The organism is Pararhodobacter zhoushanensis, assembly GCF_003990445.1.
Taxonomy (GTDB): Bacteria; Pseudomonadota; Alphaproteobacteria; order Rhodobacterales; family Rhodobacteraceae; genus Pararhodobacter; species Pararhodobacter zhoushanensis.
Map to the genome: position 1 here is coordinate 649607 of NZ_REEZ01000002.1, position 16007 is coordinate 665613.

The window sequence follows — 16007 nt, forward strand, 5'->3', positions numbered from 1 at the left end:
AACGCCCCCGCCGACCTGCCCCGTCGATCTGCTGACCTTCCTGCGCAGTGAACTTCTTGACCGTTGCCACCAGCCCAAAGCCAAACAGCAACCGGAGAATGCGAAATGAAAGACTTTATCATTCCCTGGGATGACCGCGACTACGGCACTCCCGCCGCCAAATCGCAAAAGCAGATCACGCTGACCATCGACGGGTTCGAGGTCACGGTGCCCGAAGGCACCTCGATCATGCGCGCCGCTGCGATGACCGGGATCAGCATTCCCAAGCTCTGCGCGACCGACAGCGTCGAGGCTTTTGGGTCGTGCCGTCTGTGTCTGGTCCAGATCGAGGGCCGCAACGGCACGCCCGCCTCCTGCACCACGCCGGTGGCAGAGGGGCTGAAGGTTCACACCCAAACCGAGCCGCTCAAGAAGCTGCGCAAGGGGGTGATGGAGCTTTATATCTCTGACCACCCGCTCGACTGCTTGACCTGCGCCGCCAATGGCGATTGCGAATTGCAGGACATGGCTGGGGCCGTGGGTCTGCGCGATGTGCGCTATGAGGCTGTCGATACCCATTTCCGCCCGCGCCACAACGGCGAGGCGAACCCGCAATACATGGTCAAGGATTCGTCGAACCCGTATTTCGACTATGACCCGTCCAAATGCATCGTCTGCTCGCGCTGCGTGCGCGCCTGCGAAGAAGTGCAGGGCACCTTCGCGCTGACCATTCAGGGTCGGGGCTTTGACAGCCGCGTCTCGGCGGGGGGCAAGGGTGACACGTTCCTGTCGTCCGATTGCGTAAGCTGCGGCGCCTGCGTGCAGGCCTGCCCGACCGCCACGCTGGTGGAAAAATCCGTCGTCGAGATCGGCACGCCCGAGCGCGCGATCATCACCACCTGCGCCTATTGCGGCGTCGGCTGCTCGTTCAAGGCCGAGATGCGCGGCGATGAGCTGGTGCGCATGGTGCCGCACAAGGACGGCAAGGCGAACCGGGGCCACTCTTGCGTCAAGGGCCGCTTTGCCTGGGGCTATGCCACGCACAAGGACCGCATCCTGAACCCGATGATCCGCGACAAGATCACCGATCCGTGGCAGGAGGTGTCGTGGGACGAGGCTATGCGCTTCACCGCCGACCGCATGAAGGGTCTGATCGAAAAGCACGGCCGCCAGTCGGTCGGCGTGATCACCTCAAGCCGCTGCACGAATGAGGAAACCTACCTCGTGCAGAAGCTGACCCGCGCGGTGTTCATGAACAACAACACCGACACCTGCGCCCGCGTCTGCCATTCGCCCACCGGCTACGGGCTGGGCCAGACCTTTGGCACCTCGGCCGGAACGCAGGATTTCGATTCTGTCGAGCAGTCCGATGTGGTGATGATCATCGGCGCGAACCCGACCGACGGGCACCCGGTCTTTGCTAGCCGCCTGAAAAAGCGCCTGCGCAAGGGGGCGAAGCTGATCGTCGTCGACCCGCGCCGCACCGACATCGTGGAAGGCCCGCACGTCAAGGCCGCGCATCACCTGCCCCTGCGCCCGGGCACCAACGTCGCCATCGTCACCGCCATCGCGCATGTGATCGTGACCGAAGGGCTGATGGACGAAGAGTTCATCCGCACCCGCTGCGACTGGGATGAATTCCAGGACTACGCCGAATTCGTCGCGGACGAGAAAAACTCGCCCGAGGCGGTCGAGGAACTGACCGGCGTGAAGGCACAGACCGTCCGCGAAGCCGCGCGCCTGTATGCCACCGGCGGCAATGGCGCGATCTATTACGGCCTGGGCGTGACCGAGCATTCCCAAGGCTCGACCACCGTGATCGGCATCGCCAACCTCGCCATGCTGACCGGCAACATCGGCAAGCCGGGCGTCGGCGTGAACCCGCTGCGCGGTCAGAACAACGTGCAGGGCAGCTGCGACATGGGCTCGTTCCCGCACGAGCTGCCGGGCTATCGCCACGTCAAGAACGACGATGTGCGCGACCTGTTCCAGAACGCCTGGGGCGTCAAGATCGACAACGAGCCGGGTCTGCGCATTCCCAACATGCTGGACGCGGCGGTCGAGGGCACGTTCAAGGGCCTCTATTGTCAGGGCGAAGACATCCTGCAATCGGACCCCGACACCCACCACGTTGCCGCCGGTCTGGCCGCGATGGAATGCGTGATCGTGCATGACCTGTTCCTGAACGAGACGGCGAATTACGCGCATGTCTTCCTGCCCGGCTCGACCTTTCTTGAAAAGGACGGCACCTTCACCAACGCCGAGCGCCGCATCAACCGCGTGCGCAAGGTGATGGCCCCCAAGAACGGCTATGGTGACTGGGAAGTGACCCAGATGCTCGCCAACACGATGGGCGCCAACTGGAACTATGCGCATCCCAGCCAGATCATGGACGAGATCGCGCTGCTGACGCCCAGCTTCGCCGGGGTCAGCTTCGAGCGGCTCGATGAGCTGGGCTCGATCCAGTGGCCCTGCAACGAGGCGATGCCCGAGGGTACGCCGACCATGCACATCGGCGCGTTCGTGCGCGGCAAGGGCAAGTTCATCCGCACCGAGTATGTGGCGACGGATGAGAAAACCGGCCCGCGCTTCCCGCTGTTGCTGACCACCGGGCGCATCCTGAGCCAGTACAACGTCGGCGCGCAGACACGGCGCACGGCGAACGTGGTCTGGCACGATCAGGACGTGCTGGAAATCCACCCGCATGACGCCGAGAACCGCGGCATCCATGAGGGGGATTACGTCCGCCTGACCAGCCGCGCCGGGGAAACCACACTGCGCGCCACGATCACCGACCGCGTGTCGCCGGGGGTGGTCTATACCACCTTCCACCACCCCGACACGCAGGCCAATGTGGTCACCACCGACTATTCCGACTGGGCGACGAACTGCCCGGAATACAAGGTGACGGCGGTGCAGATCGCGCCGTCGAACGGCCCGTCGCAATGGCAGGAAGATTATAACGCGCAGGCCGAAATGGCCCGCCGCATCCTGCCCGCTGCCGAGTAATGCAAGGCGCGCGGCCTCTTCCCCGCCTGTCGTTCGGCGCGTCCATCGCTTCGGGCGAACGGGTGTTGCCTGAAGAGGTCGGCGTCGCGCTCAGCTTCAACGGCACCACGCAGGCGGTGATGATGGCCACGCCCGACCATCTTGCCGATTTCGCCTATGGCTTCGCGCTGACCGAAGGGCTGGCGCGGCCCGAAGAGATCGAAAGCGTCGAGGTTGTCGAAACCCCGCGCGGGCTGGATGTGCAGCTTTGGGTGTCCAAGGACGCCGAGGCGCGGCTGACCGCCCGCCGCCGGGTGATGGCCGGGCCGGTGGGCTGCGGGCTGTGCGGGATCGACAGTCTGGAACAGGCGCTGCGCGAGATGGAGCCGGTGCCGCATGGCAGCTTCCGCCTGACGCCCGCGCAGGTGATGGCCGCGATTGCCGCCCTGCCCGCGCAGCAAAAGCTGCATGACGCCACCCGCTCGGTGCATTGCGCCGGGTTCTGGGACGGCGCGCAAATCGTCGCGGCGCGCGAGGATGTCGGGCGGCACAACGCGCTGGACAAGCTGGCAGGCGCGATGCTGCGCGCGGGCACCCGCGCCGGGAATGGCGCGGTGGTGCTGACCAGCCGCGTGTCGATCGACCTTGTGCAAAAGGTGGCCGCGCTGGGGGCCCCGGCGATCATTGCCGTATCGTCACCGACCGCCGACGCCGTCGCGCTGGCCGAGCATCTGGGCATCACCCTGATCGCGCAGGCCCGCCCCGACCGGTTCGAGGCTTTCACCCATACCGACCGTATTGAGACGAGAGAACAGAATGTCCGCTGAAAAGATCACCCGCATGGCCAATCAGATCGCCACCTTCATGGCGTCCAAACCCCATGCCGAGGGCGTCGAAGGGCTGGCGATGCACATCAACGATTTCTGGGAACCCCGGATGCGCCGCGAGCTGTTCTCGCTGCTGGATGCGGGGGGCGAGGGGTTGTCCCCTCTGGTGATCGAGGCGGCAGATCAGATCCGCCGCCCGGTCGAGCCTGCGTAAGCTTCAGTTAATCTCGTTATTCCAGTCGTTCAGCATCAGCACGGCCGTGACCGTGCAACCGCGCATGCCGTTGAAATGGCGGATACGCAGGCGCAGCCGGATGTTCTCGACATGCGCATCGAAGCTGGCACCGGCGAACGGGATGCTTTCGCGTTCGAGCACCCGAAGGCGCGGCGCAGGCCGGATGGCCCCCGTGGTGCCCCAGATCACCTGACCCGACGCCTGCCGCCACGCGCGGCTGGGCGACAGGTCGCCATAGTAGACAAAGGTGTTCACGCCACCCACGGCGAAATTGAGCACGATCTGTGACGGGCCGCCGTCGATCTCGCGGGCACTATAGCGCGCGCGGACCATTTCGACATTGACCGGCCAGCCGTATTGATCGCAGCCAGCGTAATCGGTGAGATAGCCGCCGCCCATGAACTCGGCATGGGCGGGCGCAGAGACACCCATCAGCGCAACGGCAACAAGCGGGGCGAGACGGGCGGAAAGACGGCGCAGAAACGGTTTCATCACAGAGCCCCTCAGTTGCGTTGCATCACCAGGAAAACCGACATGCGGCAACCCGGGTGCTCGTTGAAGTTCTGGAAATTGATGACCAGCTGGTCCAGAGCGCTGTCCCTTGCCTCGGGGATCTCGCCGTAGAGATCCCATGACAGCGTCATGGACGGCTCGTCGGGCGTCCACGGACCATTCCAGACATAGGTGGCCTGCGTGATCTCCTGATTGCGGCGATAGCCACCCTCGTTGTTGTACCGGATGGCGATGGTGCCGGTGCTCAGAAGCAGGGACAGCTGGGACTCGTTGGCCAGATTGCCGGGTGCCCCCTGCGGCTCCATGCGCGCCAGAACCTGCTGGGTGCCGACCCAGCCGTAGTCTTCGCAGCCACCCCACCGGCTGACCATAAAGCCGCCGCCCAGCATCTCGGTCGTCGCCGCCGCTGGCGTCGCCAGCGCAACGCCAGCCGCCATGATGGCGAAGGCGACGCGCCGCGCGGTTGTGTTCTCAATACCCATGAAGCCGCCCCTGTACCGTTACTGTCACTGTCTGTTGGGGGCAAACTGACGACCGAACCGGGCCGAAGTTAGGCAAATTTCGACGAAAAATTGCAACAAATTTGACGTTTTAGCGGCACAGCGGCCGCCTGCGACCGACGCACCGCCCAACCAAAAGACCGCCCATTGTGGCGGGCGGCCTCTGACAGGCGTTGGCGATGCGTCACGATGCGACGGTGCGGATCAGCTCAACCGGCCCAGATCCGCGGTGATCAGTTGCGAGCGGGCGCGCATTGACCCGGCGGCGTCCAGCGCGCCCGGTGCAGCCAGAAATGCGTCGATGTCACTGCTTGCCGCGACCAGCAGCGCACGGGCGGTTGACGGGTCGCGCCCTGCATCCAGCAGCCGCCGCGCGGCTTCGTGGCGGGCCGTGCCGCGCACCGACAGAGCCGAGGCATGGATCGAGCCGGTTTGCCGCGCGATCAGCGTGTCGCAGATCACGATCGCCTCGTCATAGCGGTTACCGCGCAACAGGGCGTGGGCGTATTCAAGCTGCAACCGCGAGGCAGAGGCGGCATCGACCTGTTCCATCAGCGCGCCATAGCGGCGGATGGCCAGATCGTAATTGCCGGTCTCCAGCGCCTGACGGGCAACCAGATAGGTCGATTGCGCACCGCCCCCTGCCAGCGTTCCTGCCGCTTCGCATGACGCGAGCAGCAGCACTGCGCACAGCGCCGGTATCCGGCCCCTGAACCGAAGGAATTGGATCACTGCTCTCACCTTATTTTTCTTTTCATCCTAGGCCGAGAGGCCGATAATGTCCACAAAAACACCCAAGAGGCCCATCGCGCATGACCCTTGCCACGCCCGCCCGCGTGACGACTGCCCTGCCGCATTCCCCGACGGCCCGGCCGTCGGCGCTGTTGCTGTTTTGCGCGTCAGTGGTCGCGGGTTGCGGTTTGGGTCTGGCCGCTTTGGCCCTGCTCGCCCCGACACCGCAAGCAGCCCCCCTGCCCCCCATCGCCGCTGTCACCCAACCCGCTGGCACCGCGACCGACATGGCCCCCGCGCGCCAAAGCTGGGCGGCGCTGTTCGGCACGCCGCCCACCGCCGCCCCTGTCGCCGAGGCTCCGCCTGCGCCCCGCGTCCCCGAGCCCGCCTATGACCCTGCCGACGATTTCGATGACAGCGCGTATGTGCTGCGCGGGCTGGCGATGAGCGACGGGACCAGCGAGAGTTTCGCATTGCTCGAAACGCCCGAGGGGGTCATGATGCTGCACGTCGGCGATCTGCTGCCCGACGGCTATGCTGTCGACGACATTACCGAAGAGGGCGTGGTCATTGATCTGTATGGCGAACCCTACCTGATCGGATTTGCCGAAGATTCCACCCCCGTTAACGCCGATGCCTATGACGGCAGCATGGGCGCCGATTATGAAGGCCCCACGCGCAGACGCCCGATTGACGCCGACCGCTATCGGGACGGACCGGTGCCGGCCAGTCCGCGCGACCGGTTCGGGATCAGCCGATGACACCGATCTTCCTGCTCTTACCAGTTGACCTTGCTTACCAAACGGAAACAATCGCGCCATGACCCGCTTCGCCGCTTTCCTGCTGCTCGGCCTCTTGCTTGCCTTTGGCGCCCTGCGCCCGGCCTTGGCGCAAATCCGGCTGGATCTGCGCGACGTCGATCTGCGCAGCTATATCCAGCTTGTCTCGGAACAGACCGGACGCAACTTTCTGGTCGATCCCGAGGTGCAGGGCACGGTCTCGGTCTATGCGCCCGTTCCGGTCACGCCGGCGTCGATGTACGAAATTTTCCTGAACGTGCTGGAAATCAACGGCGTAACGATCCTTGAGGGCGAGGGCATCGACCGGATCGTGCCGATGCATCTGGCCTCGGGTCTGGCAGCGGCACGCGCGCAGCGCGGCGGCGGATATGAGACGCGCGTGATCCCGGTGCGCGGCGGCGATATCGTCGAGATGTACGATGTGCTCGAACCGCTGGTCGCGCCCGATGCGATCCTGACACCGATCCCCTCAGCCGGGCTGTTCGTGCTGTCGGACCGCACCGAAAACATCACCCGGATCGAAGCGCTGATCGAGCGTCTGAACACCGCCAGCAGCCGTTCGGTGGAAACCATCCGCCTGAACCATGGCCGCGCATCCGAGATGATCACCGTGTTGCAGGCCGCGCTGCCACCGACCGCCGCTACCGGCACCATCGCCGCCGATCCCGGCGCGAATGCCATCGTCGTGTCCGGCCCGTCCGAATTCCGCGACCGCGTGCGCTCGGTCGTGATGCAGCTTGATACGCCCCAGATGCGCCCGACCTCGCGCGTCGTGCGGCTGAACTTCGCGCAGGCCGCCGAGCTCGCCGAGGTGATCCGCCAGTCGATGGGCGCGGGCGGCGAAGGCGACGCGGCGATCACCGTTGTGGCCGAACCGCAGTCCAACGCGATCATCATCACCGCGCCGCAGGATCGGGTCGAGGCGATCACCCGCGCGATCCAGTCGCTTGATACCCGCCCGTCGCAGGTGCTGATTGAAGCGGTGATCTTTGAGGTCAGCGCCGAGAACTTCTCGGACCTGTCGGTGCAGTTCGGCGGGCTGCTCAATGATGCCATCGGCGGCGGCACCTCGTTCGCGCTGGATGGCCGAACCTCACTGATCACGCTGATTTCGGCGGCCATGGCGGGCAACAATGTCAATCCCGGCAATGGCGGCGTGCTGGGTGCCTCGGACGGCAACTTCGCCGCGCTGCTCACCGCGATTGCCCGTGAACGCTCGACCCGGCTGCTCAGCACCCCCGCCGTGCTGACGCTGAACAATCAGGAAGCCGAGATCATCGTGGCGCAGAACGTGCCCTTCGTGACCGGCCAGTATTCCACCGTCGGCGACAGCGCCGTGCCCGACCAGCCGTTCCAGACCATCGAACGGCAGGACGTCGGCCTGACCCTGACCGTGCGCCCGCAGATCACCGATGACGGCACCGTGCGCATGGCCATCGCGCAGGAGGTGTCCAACCTGACCGGCACGACATCCGCCGCCGGGGGCGAAGTCACCGCCCGCCGCCGCCTGAGCACCAACGCGCTGGTCGGCGACGGCGAGGTGATCATTCTGGGTGGGCTGATCGAGGATAACTCGACCGCGCAGAACCAGCGTGTCCCCGGCCTGAGCAACCTGCCCGTGCTGGGCGCGCTGTTCCGGGGTCGCTCGCTGCAAGAGGGCCAGCGCGTGCTGTTGATCATGCTGCGCCCGCGCGTCGTGCGCGATGACCATCAGGCCACCGCGCTCAGCCGCCAGATCGCGCGCGAGACCGAACGGCTGGGCCGTCTCGTCTCGCCGCGCAACAACGACAGCCTGTATCCGCAGGTGCGCCGCACCGGCTTTCCCTTCGACGGGGTGGATCTGAACCAGCCGTTCGACGATCCCTATGTCGATCAGGCGGTGCGTGACCGTCTGTTCCCGCCGTTGCCGCCCCGCCTGCAAGTGGATCAGGGCCAGTAAGCGATGAGCGGCGCGCGCCTGCCCTTCGCCTTTGCCCGCGACAATCAGGTCGCGCTGGACGAGGCCACGCTGCTCACCGGGCCCGAGGTCACGATGAACGGCTTGCGCGCCGCCCGGCGCGCGGCGGGTCAGGCGGTCGAGCCTGAAACGCACGATGGTGAAGGGTTCCTGTCGCGGCTGTCGCGCCTCTATGACACTGGCAGCGATGAGGGCGGCGAGGTTGCCTTTGACCTCGAGGATTCGCCCCAACGCGGCACCTCGCGCGACATTCTGGAAGATCCCGAAGACGCGCCGGTGATCCGGCTGGTCAACCAGATGCTGCGGCAGGCCGTGCGCGGCTCGGCGTCGGACCTTCATCTGGAACCGCATGAGGACGGGTTGCGCGCCCGCATGCGCATCGACGGCACCATGCAATCGGTCTTCGACCGCCGCGACGTGCCCGCCAAGCGCGTGGTCTCGCGGCTCAAGGTCATGGCCGGTCTGGACATCGCCGAAACGCGCCTGCCGCAGGACGGGCGCATTGCGCTGCGTCTGGGCGGGCGGGCCATCGACGTGCGTCTGTCCACCCTGCCCGGCCATCATGGCGAGCGGGTGGTGATGCGTCTGCTGGACCGCTCGGGCGGGCTGATGGCGCTGGACCGGCTGGGCCTGTCGTCGCTCAACGCCGAGCGGCTGAACCGGCTGGCCGCCCTGCCCAACGGCATAATTCTGGCGACGGGGCCGACCGGCTCGGGCAAGACGACCACGCTTTATTCCCTGCTGCGGCTGGCCGACCGGCGCGAGCGCACGATCCTGACCGTGGAAGATCCGGTTGAATACGATCTTCCCGGCATCAGCCAGACCCCGGTGAACCCCGAGATCGGGCTGACCTTCGCGCGCGGGTTGCGCTCGATCCTGCGGCAAGACCCCGATGTAATCCTGGTGGGCGAGATCCGCGATACCGAGACCGCGCAAACCGCCAGCGAAGCGGCGCTGACCGGGCATCTGGTGTTCTCGTCCCTGCACGCCAACACCGCTTTGGCCGCCGTGGTGCGCCTGCGCGAGTTGGGCGTTGAGGGCTATCTGATCGCCGCCACCCTGCGCGGCGTCGTGGCGCAGCGGCTGGTGCGTCGGCTGTGCCCGGATTGCGCGCGCAAGGCCGCGCCCACGGCGGAGGAGGCGGCGCAGTTCGCCGCCCATGGCGTGCCATTGCCTGAGATGATCGGCCACGCGGCGGGGTGTGAAAAATGCGATGAGACCGGCTTCACCGGCCGTGTCGGTATTTTTGATATTCTCGAAATAGACGAAACCTTGCGCGCCGCGATTGACAGCGACGCCTCGGAAGTCACCCTGCGCGAGGCTGCCGGGCCGCGCCCCACACTGATGGCCTCGGCGCTGATGTTGGTTGCCGAGGGCGCAACCTCGCTGGCCGAGGTGCGCCGCGTACTGGGTGAATCCCCGTGAAAACCTTCGCCTATACCGCCTATACGCCGGACGGCAAACGCAAGCGCGGCGTGGTGGTGGCCGAGGATGAAAGCGACGCCTCGCTGCGCGTGGCCGAGCTGGGCTTGATGCCCTCGACGCTGGAAGCGCAGGCGGGCGCCCCCGCCAAGGCCCGCAAACGCGAGCGCCGCATCGACCGCGATCTGCTCAGCGTGTTCACCCGCCAGATGGCCGTCCTGCTGGGCGCGGGCCTGTCGGCTGACGCCGCGCTTGAGGCCGTGCAGGGCGCTGCCGGGGCGGCGCGGATCGAACGTCTGGCGGCCGAGGCCCGCGCGGGGTTGCTGCAAGGCGACTCGATGGCCGATGCGCTGACCCGCGCCGGGGGCGCGCTGCCCGCGTGGTACGCGGCGGCGGTGCGCGCGGGCGAGCAGTCGGGCGATCTGGCCGTGGTCTTCAACACGCTGGCCGAGCATCTGGAAACCAGCGCCGGCGACCGCGCCGCGATCACCTCGGCGTTGGTGTATCCGGCGTTTGTCACGATCGTTGCCATCGTTGTCTGCGCGATCCTGATGACCACCGTCGCGCCCGAGATCATCGCCATGTTCGAGGATTCAGGCCGCCCGCTACCGCCCTTGACCGTCACCGTGATGGGCATCGTCGATTTCATCCGCGATCACTGGCTGGCGCTGCTGGCGCTGCTGGGGCTGGTCATTGCGGCGATCATCACCGTCAACCGCACCCCCAGCCTGCGCGACCGCCGCGACACCCTGCTGCTGCGCACGCCGCTGATCGGACGCTTCCTGCGCATGGCGTCAGCGGCGCAGTATCTCCGCACGCTGGCGGTGGTGATCAACTCACGCCTGCCCTTGACCGAGGCCCTGCGCTTTTCGGCCGGGGTGCTGGACATCAGCCGCTACCGCTCGGTGGCCGAGGAAGCGGGCGAGGCGCTCAAGCGCGGCGAGAGCCTGTCACAGGCACTGGCCCGCCTGCCGTTCCTCAACCCCGTGGCTCGGCAACTGGTGCAGGCGGGCGAAGCCTCGGCCCGGCTGGGGCCGATGACCGAACGCGCGGCGGTGCTGGCGGAAAGCTGGCTCAGAACCGAACGCAAGCGCGTCTCGGTGATCATCGAACCCCTGTCGATGGTGATTGTCGGCGGCATGGTGCTGACCATCGTGCTGGCCATCCTGTTGCCGATCTTTGACATGCAGGCGCTGGTTACCGGCTAGCCAGCCGCCAGCCATCCTCCCAGATCACGGTCACGGCTCCGGCAGGATCACTGCCCCGCGCCTGCCCTTCAAGCTGGCCTTCGCGCAGCGTGCCGTCCAGCCCGACCAGCATCTCGCCGCCCTCAAGCGCCAGATCCCCCGCGCCTGCGTCCAGAAAGCTCAGCGGCACGATCCCGGTGATCTGTGAGATGCGCACGGCTGTCCCTTCCGGCTCGGCCCGCCCCTGCGCCTGCCAGTCGGGGCCGGTCAGCGTGACGTCAAACCCGCTCCACCCGCTCAACCGCCAGTGCAGCGCGGCCCCGTTCAGCGTGCCACGGCCTTCGGTGAAATGGGCATCATCCGCGACCCCATCAACCCACGCAGGCAGGCTCAGCCCGGTCATCCGCAGATGCGCCAGCGTGCCGCCAAACAGCACCGCGACGCACAGGCCCAGCCAGAGGCCGAGGAAGATGGCAAACCAACGGATCATCGCAGCGGCTCCAGTTGCAGCTCTGCATCAACCTCGCCGGGCGCGGATCGTTCCACCTGCAGCGCGTTGATGCGGTAGCCCGCGCCATCCTCGATCCCGTCCAGCCAGCCCATGAGATCGCCAAACGGCACCTCGGCCAGCGTCAGCGCGACGCGCCCGTTGGGACCGTTGGCGAGCAGGGTCACGGCATCGCGCAGCCCGGCGTCGATCAGGCGCAGCTCGATCCCGCCAAGGCCCACGGGTGCGGGGCGCTCTGTCTGGGTCGCGGTGCCGGGGCGCGGCAGCGCGGCAATGTCCAGCTGACGCGCGGCGTACCAGTCGCGCACCGCCTGCGCGGCGGCCAGATCCGCGCGGGCTGCGGTGCGGGCGTCCATCAGCGGCAGGGCGACCAGCGCGACAAAGGCCACCGGCAGCGCACCCAGCGCCAGCAGCGCCAGCAACAGCCGCTCGCGCGGGCTGCGTCCGGCCAGCAGACGGGCAAGCGCGGCGATCATGGGGCGGCCTCCAGCGACAGGGTCGCGGCGACGCCGCCATCGGGGTCGATGCCCGAACGGGTGGTGCGCGCTGTCACACCGACCTCGGCCAGCGCGCCCGCCAGCGCGTCGAGCGCGCGGAAATCGGGGACGCGCAGCGCGGCGCTCAACCCGTCGATGCCCAGCGAGACCGACTGCACCTCGACCCCGGCCAAAACCGGCGCGGCGGCGCGCAGCAGGTCCAGCGGGCCGGTGGGTGCTGCGACGGGAGCCGTAGCGGCGCGGCGGCGCTCGATCTCGCGCGTGACCTGCACCTGCAGGTCAAGGATCGGCCCCGAGGGCAGCACATCCCGGCGCACAGCGGCCAGCGTTTCGGCCTGCACGGCCACGGCCAGCGCGCGGTCATTGCGGATCGCCAGCGCTTGCGCCCCGGCCCAGCCCAAAGCGCCCAGCAACACCAGGACCGCAGGCCACATCAACCGGCGCAGACGGGCCTCGACCCCCACGGCATCGGCGCGGGGATCGCGGGCGAAATCGACGGCATCTTCGCCATGTTCCAGCACAACCGGCGTCATCGCAGCCGGCAGATCCCCTGCCGCGCGCGCCAGCGTCACCCCCTCGAACAGCGCGGCATAGGCCGAGCCCGCCTCGCCCGTCAGCAACACCGCGCCGGGAGCCGCGCCGGTCGCGCGGGCCTCGGACAGTGCCAAGGTCAGCATGCGCAGCGCCAGCGGATGCTCGGCGCTGAACCCGTCGCCGACCCCCATCCGGGCCGTCACGCCGTCGCGGTCCGCCTGCACGCACCACAATCCCGGCGCGGTGGGCAGGGCAAAGTAATCGGGCACCAGCCCCCGGCACCGCGGCGCGGCAGAGCCCAGCGCCGCCCGCCAGCGCAGCACCGCCGCACGCTCGGCCACCGCAACGCGGGTCCAGTCATCGGCCCCGGCCAGCCGCGCCGGACGGACCTCAAGCCCAGCACCCAGCCGGTCCTGCGCCTGCCGCCGCGCGACATCCTCGCGGGCGGCGCCCTTCAGTGCAGGGGGCAGGCTCAGCGCGATCAGGGGCGCATCGGCACCGGGCACCAAAGCGATGAACGGCCCGGAAGGCGGCGCATCCTCGCCCAGACGCCAGGTCGCGGGCGGGGCGGCTCGGCGGCGGCGGGAGGGGGCGACAGGGGGCATCAGGGCAACTCGGGCAACGACATCAACACGGCGCTGTCACCCTCAGGCCCGCCCGTGTCAATCACAACAGACCGGCGCAGGGCAAGGGTGTCAAGCCGCGCCTCGATACGCGCCTCGAAGTAGCGCGAGGTCGTCCCCAGCGGCAACGTCTCGAAGGCGGCGGCGACCTCGTCTCCGAACCGTTGCGCGATCCATGTGTTCAGCGTCGCGATCTCGTCAGCCGGTTCGCGCTGAACCTGCCGCAGGATCGCGTCACGGGTCAGGCCGGGCAGATCGGGGGTCAGCGCGGCGAACACCGCGTCGGACATCGTGTTGATGTTCAGCGCCGTCGCGCGCGGCAAGGCGGTGAGGAAGGGCAGCAACGCGTCCCAGTCATCGCGCGCGTCGCCCACAACGCCGCGCAGAAACAGCGGTGCGGAAATCGGCTCAGCATCCTCGCGGCTGTCGATTTCGGCCAGAATGTCAGTGACCGCATCGTCGGACAGGCCCTGCCCCTCGGCCAGAAGCCGAAATGCGGCGTGCCAGCGCCCGTCCTCGTCGGCCTTTAGCAGATTAAGGTTAAAGCGGCCTGAAAGATCGGTGATCTCCCACGCCAAGAACCCGCGATCAATCTCGATCCCGTCGCGCGGTCGCGCCCAGTCCTGACGGCGGTTGACCGGACCGTCGGGCAAGCGGGTGCGCAGCAGCGAAACCGCGCTGCCGATATAGAGCGTTGCCTGCTCGGCCCCCTGCCGCCAGTCCAGCCGCTCGCGTGCCCGCTCGGCGCGAAGCATCAGCGCGGTCGCGACGGCAGCGATGGCGGCGACGATCAGCAACGCCTGAATCAGCGCCATGCCGCGCGGGTGTTTCCTCATCGCACCACCACCACGTCCAGCGCGCCCCAGCGATCGGTTTCGATGGTCACGCGCAGGCCGGGGGGCAGGCCGGTGCTCTCGTCGCCATCCTCGCGCCCGATCTGCACCACACTGAGCCCACGCACACCCTCCAGCATCTGCCGCGCCGGACCGCCCTGCTCGCCCCGGACCAAAGCGCCGCCCTCGACGCGCCACTCGACCACCGCCACGGCAAGCGCCCCGTCCCCTGGCACCTCGGCCAGCCCGCCACGCGCCAGCGTGATGCGGTTGTCCCCCAGCGCCAGCCCGAGCTCCGTTTCCTCCAGTGTTGCGGGAAGTGGCACCACCGCCTCGAAATCCTGCCGCAGCAGTGACAGCGTGCGGATCACCGCAACCGCCTGCACATCCGTCCGCGTCAGGATCTCGCGCTGAAAGAACACGCCGCTCAGCGCCTGTACGCCCATGATCGACACGACGGCCAGAATCGCCATCGCCACCAGCAGCTCGATCAGGGTGAAGCCGCGCCGCATCAGCGCGCCTGCCGGGGCACGGCGACGACATAGCGCGCGCCGGGGCGGCCGTCGGCACTGACCACGATCGTCACCTCCATCAGCCCGGCGCTGGTGTTGGCGACCTGCTGGTCCACGTCCCACACGATGCTGCCCATCGTTTCACGCAGGGGCAAGTCCTGCGCCGCCGTGCCGCCCGGCAGCCGCACCATCGCCGCCCGGTTCAGCGCCACTTCGGTGGCAAAGGCACGGTCCAGCTGCCCACCGATCCCCCGCTGCGCGCTGTCAAAGCTGCGATAGGCCGCGACCGTCCCGATGGCGAGGATCGCCACGGCCACCGCCAGTTCGATCAGCGTGAACCCCTTTACGGCGCGTCGCATTGGAGCGCCTCTCCGTTCGGGGCGGAGCAGGAGCGGCGGGTTGCCGAGCCAAGCACGCTCATCGCGAAGGGCGTACTCCGCCCGTCCGAGGCAAAGCGGATCGGCGGCGCATCCTGCGCGCGTGGCGCGTTGAGGCCGGGCATGTAGGGCTGCCCGCCGACCTGCCAGCTCAGCGCGGCTCCGCGCAGCACCAGCGGCGCGCCGATCCTCTCCCATGTGCCCGCGCTGTCCAGCTTGGCCAGCACCCAGCCGTCGGCGCGCGGATAGATCCCCGTCACCGTCCGTCCCAGCAATGCCGCATCACGCGCCCGCTCGATCCCCTGCTCCAAGCGCGCGGCATCCGACACGCCCGAGGGACGCGCGAAGACGCCACCGGCACTCAGCCCGGTGCCGACGGCAAGAATGGCGATGATGGTGATGACGACCAGCAGCTCGATCAGCGTGAAGCCTGACGCTGACCGACGCCGTCTATTCGCCCTGCCAGCTGGTGAGATCCGCATCGGCGCCACTGCCTCCGCTGCGCCCGTCGGCGCCATAGCTGACGATGTCAAAGGGCCCGTGAACACCGGGCGAAAGGTAGAGATACTCGCGACCCCACGGATCATCCGGCACCCGCTCAAGATAACCGCCGTCCGACCAGTTCGCCGGCACCGGGGCCGAGGTCGGGCGGGTCACCAGCGCGGCGAGACCCTGATCCGAGGTCGGATAGCTGCCCGAATCCAGCCGGTAGAGGTTCAGCGCCGAGGTAATCGCCGCGATATCGGCCTGCGCGCGTGCGGCGCGGGCCTGATCCGGGCGGTCGATGACACGCGGCACGATGACCACGGCCAGCAGGGCCAGAATGACCACGACAACCATCAATTCAATCAACGTCAGACCGGCATCGCGGCGCAACGCCTTTCGGTTCTTGACCTTGCCCCGCCCCTTGATAGCGTCCGTCGCCATGCCCAACCCCTGCCTGCTTACACGTACTTCGCCGCAGACTAGCCCCGCGTCGCGCG

At 67.8% G+C, this 16007-nt stretch carries 18 protein-coding genes; 7 read left to right on the forward strand and 11 right to left on the reverse strand.

Annotation, left to right across the window (positions count from 1 at the left end):
- The first annotated feature begins 105 nt into the window (after positions 1-105).
- From fdhF to EAE28_RS07875, 3 genes are read left to right on the forward strand one after another with little or no spacing between them, the layout of a single operon-like run.
- Entirely contained in the window at positions 106-2988 is a 2883-nt protein-coding gene (fdhF, locus tag EAE28_RS07865) for a formate dehydrogenase subunit alpha (RefSeq protein WP_127105270.1), read from the forward strand.
- Positions 2988-3794 carry a formate dehydrogenase accessory sulfurtransferase FdhD gene (fdhD, locus tag EAE28_RS07870; protein ID WP_127105271.1) on the forward strand — a complete coding sequence of 269 codons (807 nt, stop codon included), beginning with the start codon at positions 2988-2990 and terminating at the stop codon, positions 3792-3794. The genes fdhF and fdhD overlap by 1 nt, the downstream gene beginning before the upstream one ends.
- Complete coding sequence (locus EAE28_RS07875) at positions 3784-4008, forward strand: formate dehydrogenase subunit delta (RefSeq protein WP_127105272.1); 225 nt, start codon at positions 3784-3786, stop codon at positions 4006-4008. Before fdhD ends, EAE28_RS07875 begins: the two co-directional genes overlap by 11 nt.
- A 3-nt stretch (positions 4009-4011) precedes the next feature.
- Here EAE28_RS07875 and EAE28_RS07880 read toward each other — a convergent pair whose 3' ends face one another.
- The 3 genes from EAE28_RS07880 to EAE28_RS07890 all read right to left on the reverse strand — a co-directional run bounded on the left by EAE28_RS07880 (position 4012) and on the right by EAE28_RS07890 (position 5774).
- A complete protein-coding gene (locus EAE28_RS07880) occupies positions 4012-4521 on the reverse strand; it encodes a hypothetical protein (RefSeq protein ID WP_127105273.1) in 510 nt (169 codons plus the stop codon).
- Positions 4522-4532: 11 nt separating this feature from the next.
- Positions 4533-5024 carry a hypothetical protein gene (locus tag EAE28_RS07885; protein WP_127105274.1) on the reverse strand — a complete coding sequence of 164 codons (492 nt, stop codon included), beginning with the start codon at positions 5022-5024 and terminating at the stop codon, positions 4533-4535.
- Positions 5025-5246: 222 nt separating this feature from the next.
- A complete protein-coding gene (locus EAE28_RS07890) occupies positions 5247-5774 on the reverse strand; it encodes a tetratricopeptide repeat protein (protein WP_164736577.1) in 528 nt (175 codons plus the stop codon).
- Positions 5775-5854: 80 nt separating this feature from the next.
- Between EAE28_RS07890 and EAE28_RS07895 the strand changes: the two genes are divergently transcribed.
- The 4 genes from EAE28_RS07895 to EAE28_RS07910 are packed head-to-tail and all read left to right on the forward strand — an operon-like array spanning position 5855 to position 11161.
- On the forward strand, positions 5855-6535 hold the full coding sequence (locus tag EAE28_RS07895) for a hypothetical protein (RefSeq protein ID WP_127105276.1): 681 nt from the start codon (positions 5855-5857) through the stop codon (positions 6533-6535).
- 58 nt (positions 6536-6593) lie between these two features.
- Positions 6594-8513 carry a secretin N-terminal domain-containing protein gene (locus tag EAE28_RS07900; protein WP_127105277.1) on the forward strand — a complete coding sequence of 640 codons (1920 nt, stop codon included), beginning with the start codon at positions 6594-6596 and terminating at the stop codon, positions 8511-8513.
- Between the two features lie 3 nt (positions 8514-8516).
- Positions 8517-9956, forward strand: coding sequence for a GspE/PulE family protein (locus EAE28_RS07905; RefSeq protein ID WP_127105278.1), 1440 nt, complete (start codon positions 8517-8519; stop codon positions 9954-9956).
- The gene (locus EAE28_RS07910; RefSeq protein ID WP_127105279.1) at positions 9953-11161 is read left to right on the forward strand and encodes a type II secretion system F family protein; all 1209 of its coding nucleotides are present in this window, start codon (positions 9953-9955) and stop codon (positions 11159-11161) included. The genes EAE28_RS07905 and EAE28_RS07910 overlap by 4 nt, the downstream gene beginning before the upstream one ends.
- Here the strand turns inward: EAE28_RS07910 and EAE28_RS07915 are convergent.
- From EAE28_RS07915 to gspG, 8 genes are read right to left on the reverse strand one after another with little or no spacing between them, the layout of a single operon-like run.
- Complete coding sequence (locus EAE28_RS07915) at positions 11151-11630, reverse strand: hypothetical protein (RefSeq protein WP_127105280.1); 480 nt, start codon at positions 11628-11630, stop codon at positions 11151-11153. The genes EAE28_RS07910 and EAE28_RS07915 overlap by 11 nt on opposite strands.
- Complete coding sequence (gene gspM / locus EAE28_RS07920) at positions 11627-12124, reverse strand: type II secretion system protein GspM (RefSeq protein WP_127105281.1); 498 nt, start codon at positions 12122-12124, stop codon at positions 11627-11629. Before gspM ends, EAE28_RS07915 begins: the two co-directional genes overlap by 4 nt.
- A complete protein-coding gene (locus EAE28_RS07925) occupies positions 12121-13284 on the reverse strand; it encodes a type II secretion system protein L (protein WP_127105282.1) in 1164 nt (387 codons plus the stop codon). Before EAE28_RS07925 ends, gspM begins: the two co-directional genes overlap by 4 nt.
- A complete protein-coding gene (locus EAE28_RS07930) occupies positions 13284-14138 on the reverse strand; it encodes a type II secretion system minor pseudopilin (RefSeq protein ID WP_127105283.1) in 855 nt (284 codons plus the stop codon). The genes EAE28_RS07925 and EAE28_RS07930 overlap by 1 nt, the downstream gene beginning before the upstream one ends.
- Positions 14135-14647 carry a PulJ/GspJ family protein gene (locus tag EAE28_RS07935; RefSeq protein WP_127105284.1) on the reverse strand — a complete coding sequence of 171 codons (513 nt, stop codon included), beginning with the start codon at positions 14645-14647 and terminating at the stop codon, positions 14135-14137. The genes EAE28_RS07930 and EAE28_RS07935 overlap by 4 nt, the downstream gene beginning before the upstream one ends.
- Positions 14647-15006 carry a prepilin-type N-terminal cleavage/methylation domain-containing protein gene (locus EAE28_RS23700; RefSeq protein ID WP_164736582.1) on the reverse strand — a complete coding sequence of 120 codons (360 nt, stop codon included), beginning with the start codon at positions 15004-15006 and terminating at the stop codon, positions 14647-14649. Before EAE28_RS23700 ends, EAE28_RS07935 begins: the two co-directional genes overlap by 1 nt.
- Positions 14991-15506 carry a type II secretion system protein gene (locus tag EAE28_RS07945; protein WP_220443902.1) on the reverse strand — a complete coding sequence of 172 codons (516 nt, stop codon included), beginning with the start codon at positions 15504-15506 and terminating at the stop codon, positions 14991-14993. The genes EAE28_RS23700 and EAE28_RS07945 overlap by 16 nt, the downstream gene beginning before the upstream one ends.
- Positions 15475-15951, reverse strand: a complete 477-nt coding sequence (gene gspG / locus EAE28_RS07950) for a type II secretion system major pseudopilin GspG (RefSeq protein ID WP_127105286.1) — start codon at positions 15949-15951, stop codon at positions 15475-15477. Before gspG ends, EAE28_RS07945 begins: the two co-directional genes overlap by 32 nt.
- Positions 15952-16007: the final 56 nt, after the last annotated feature.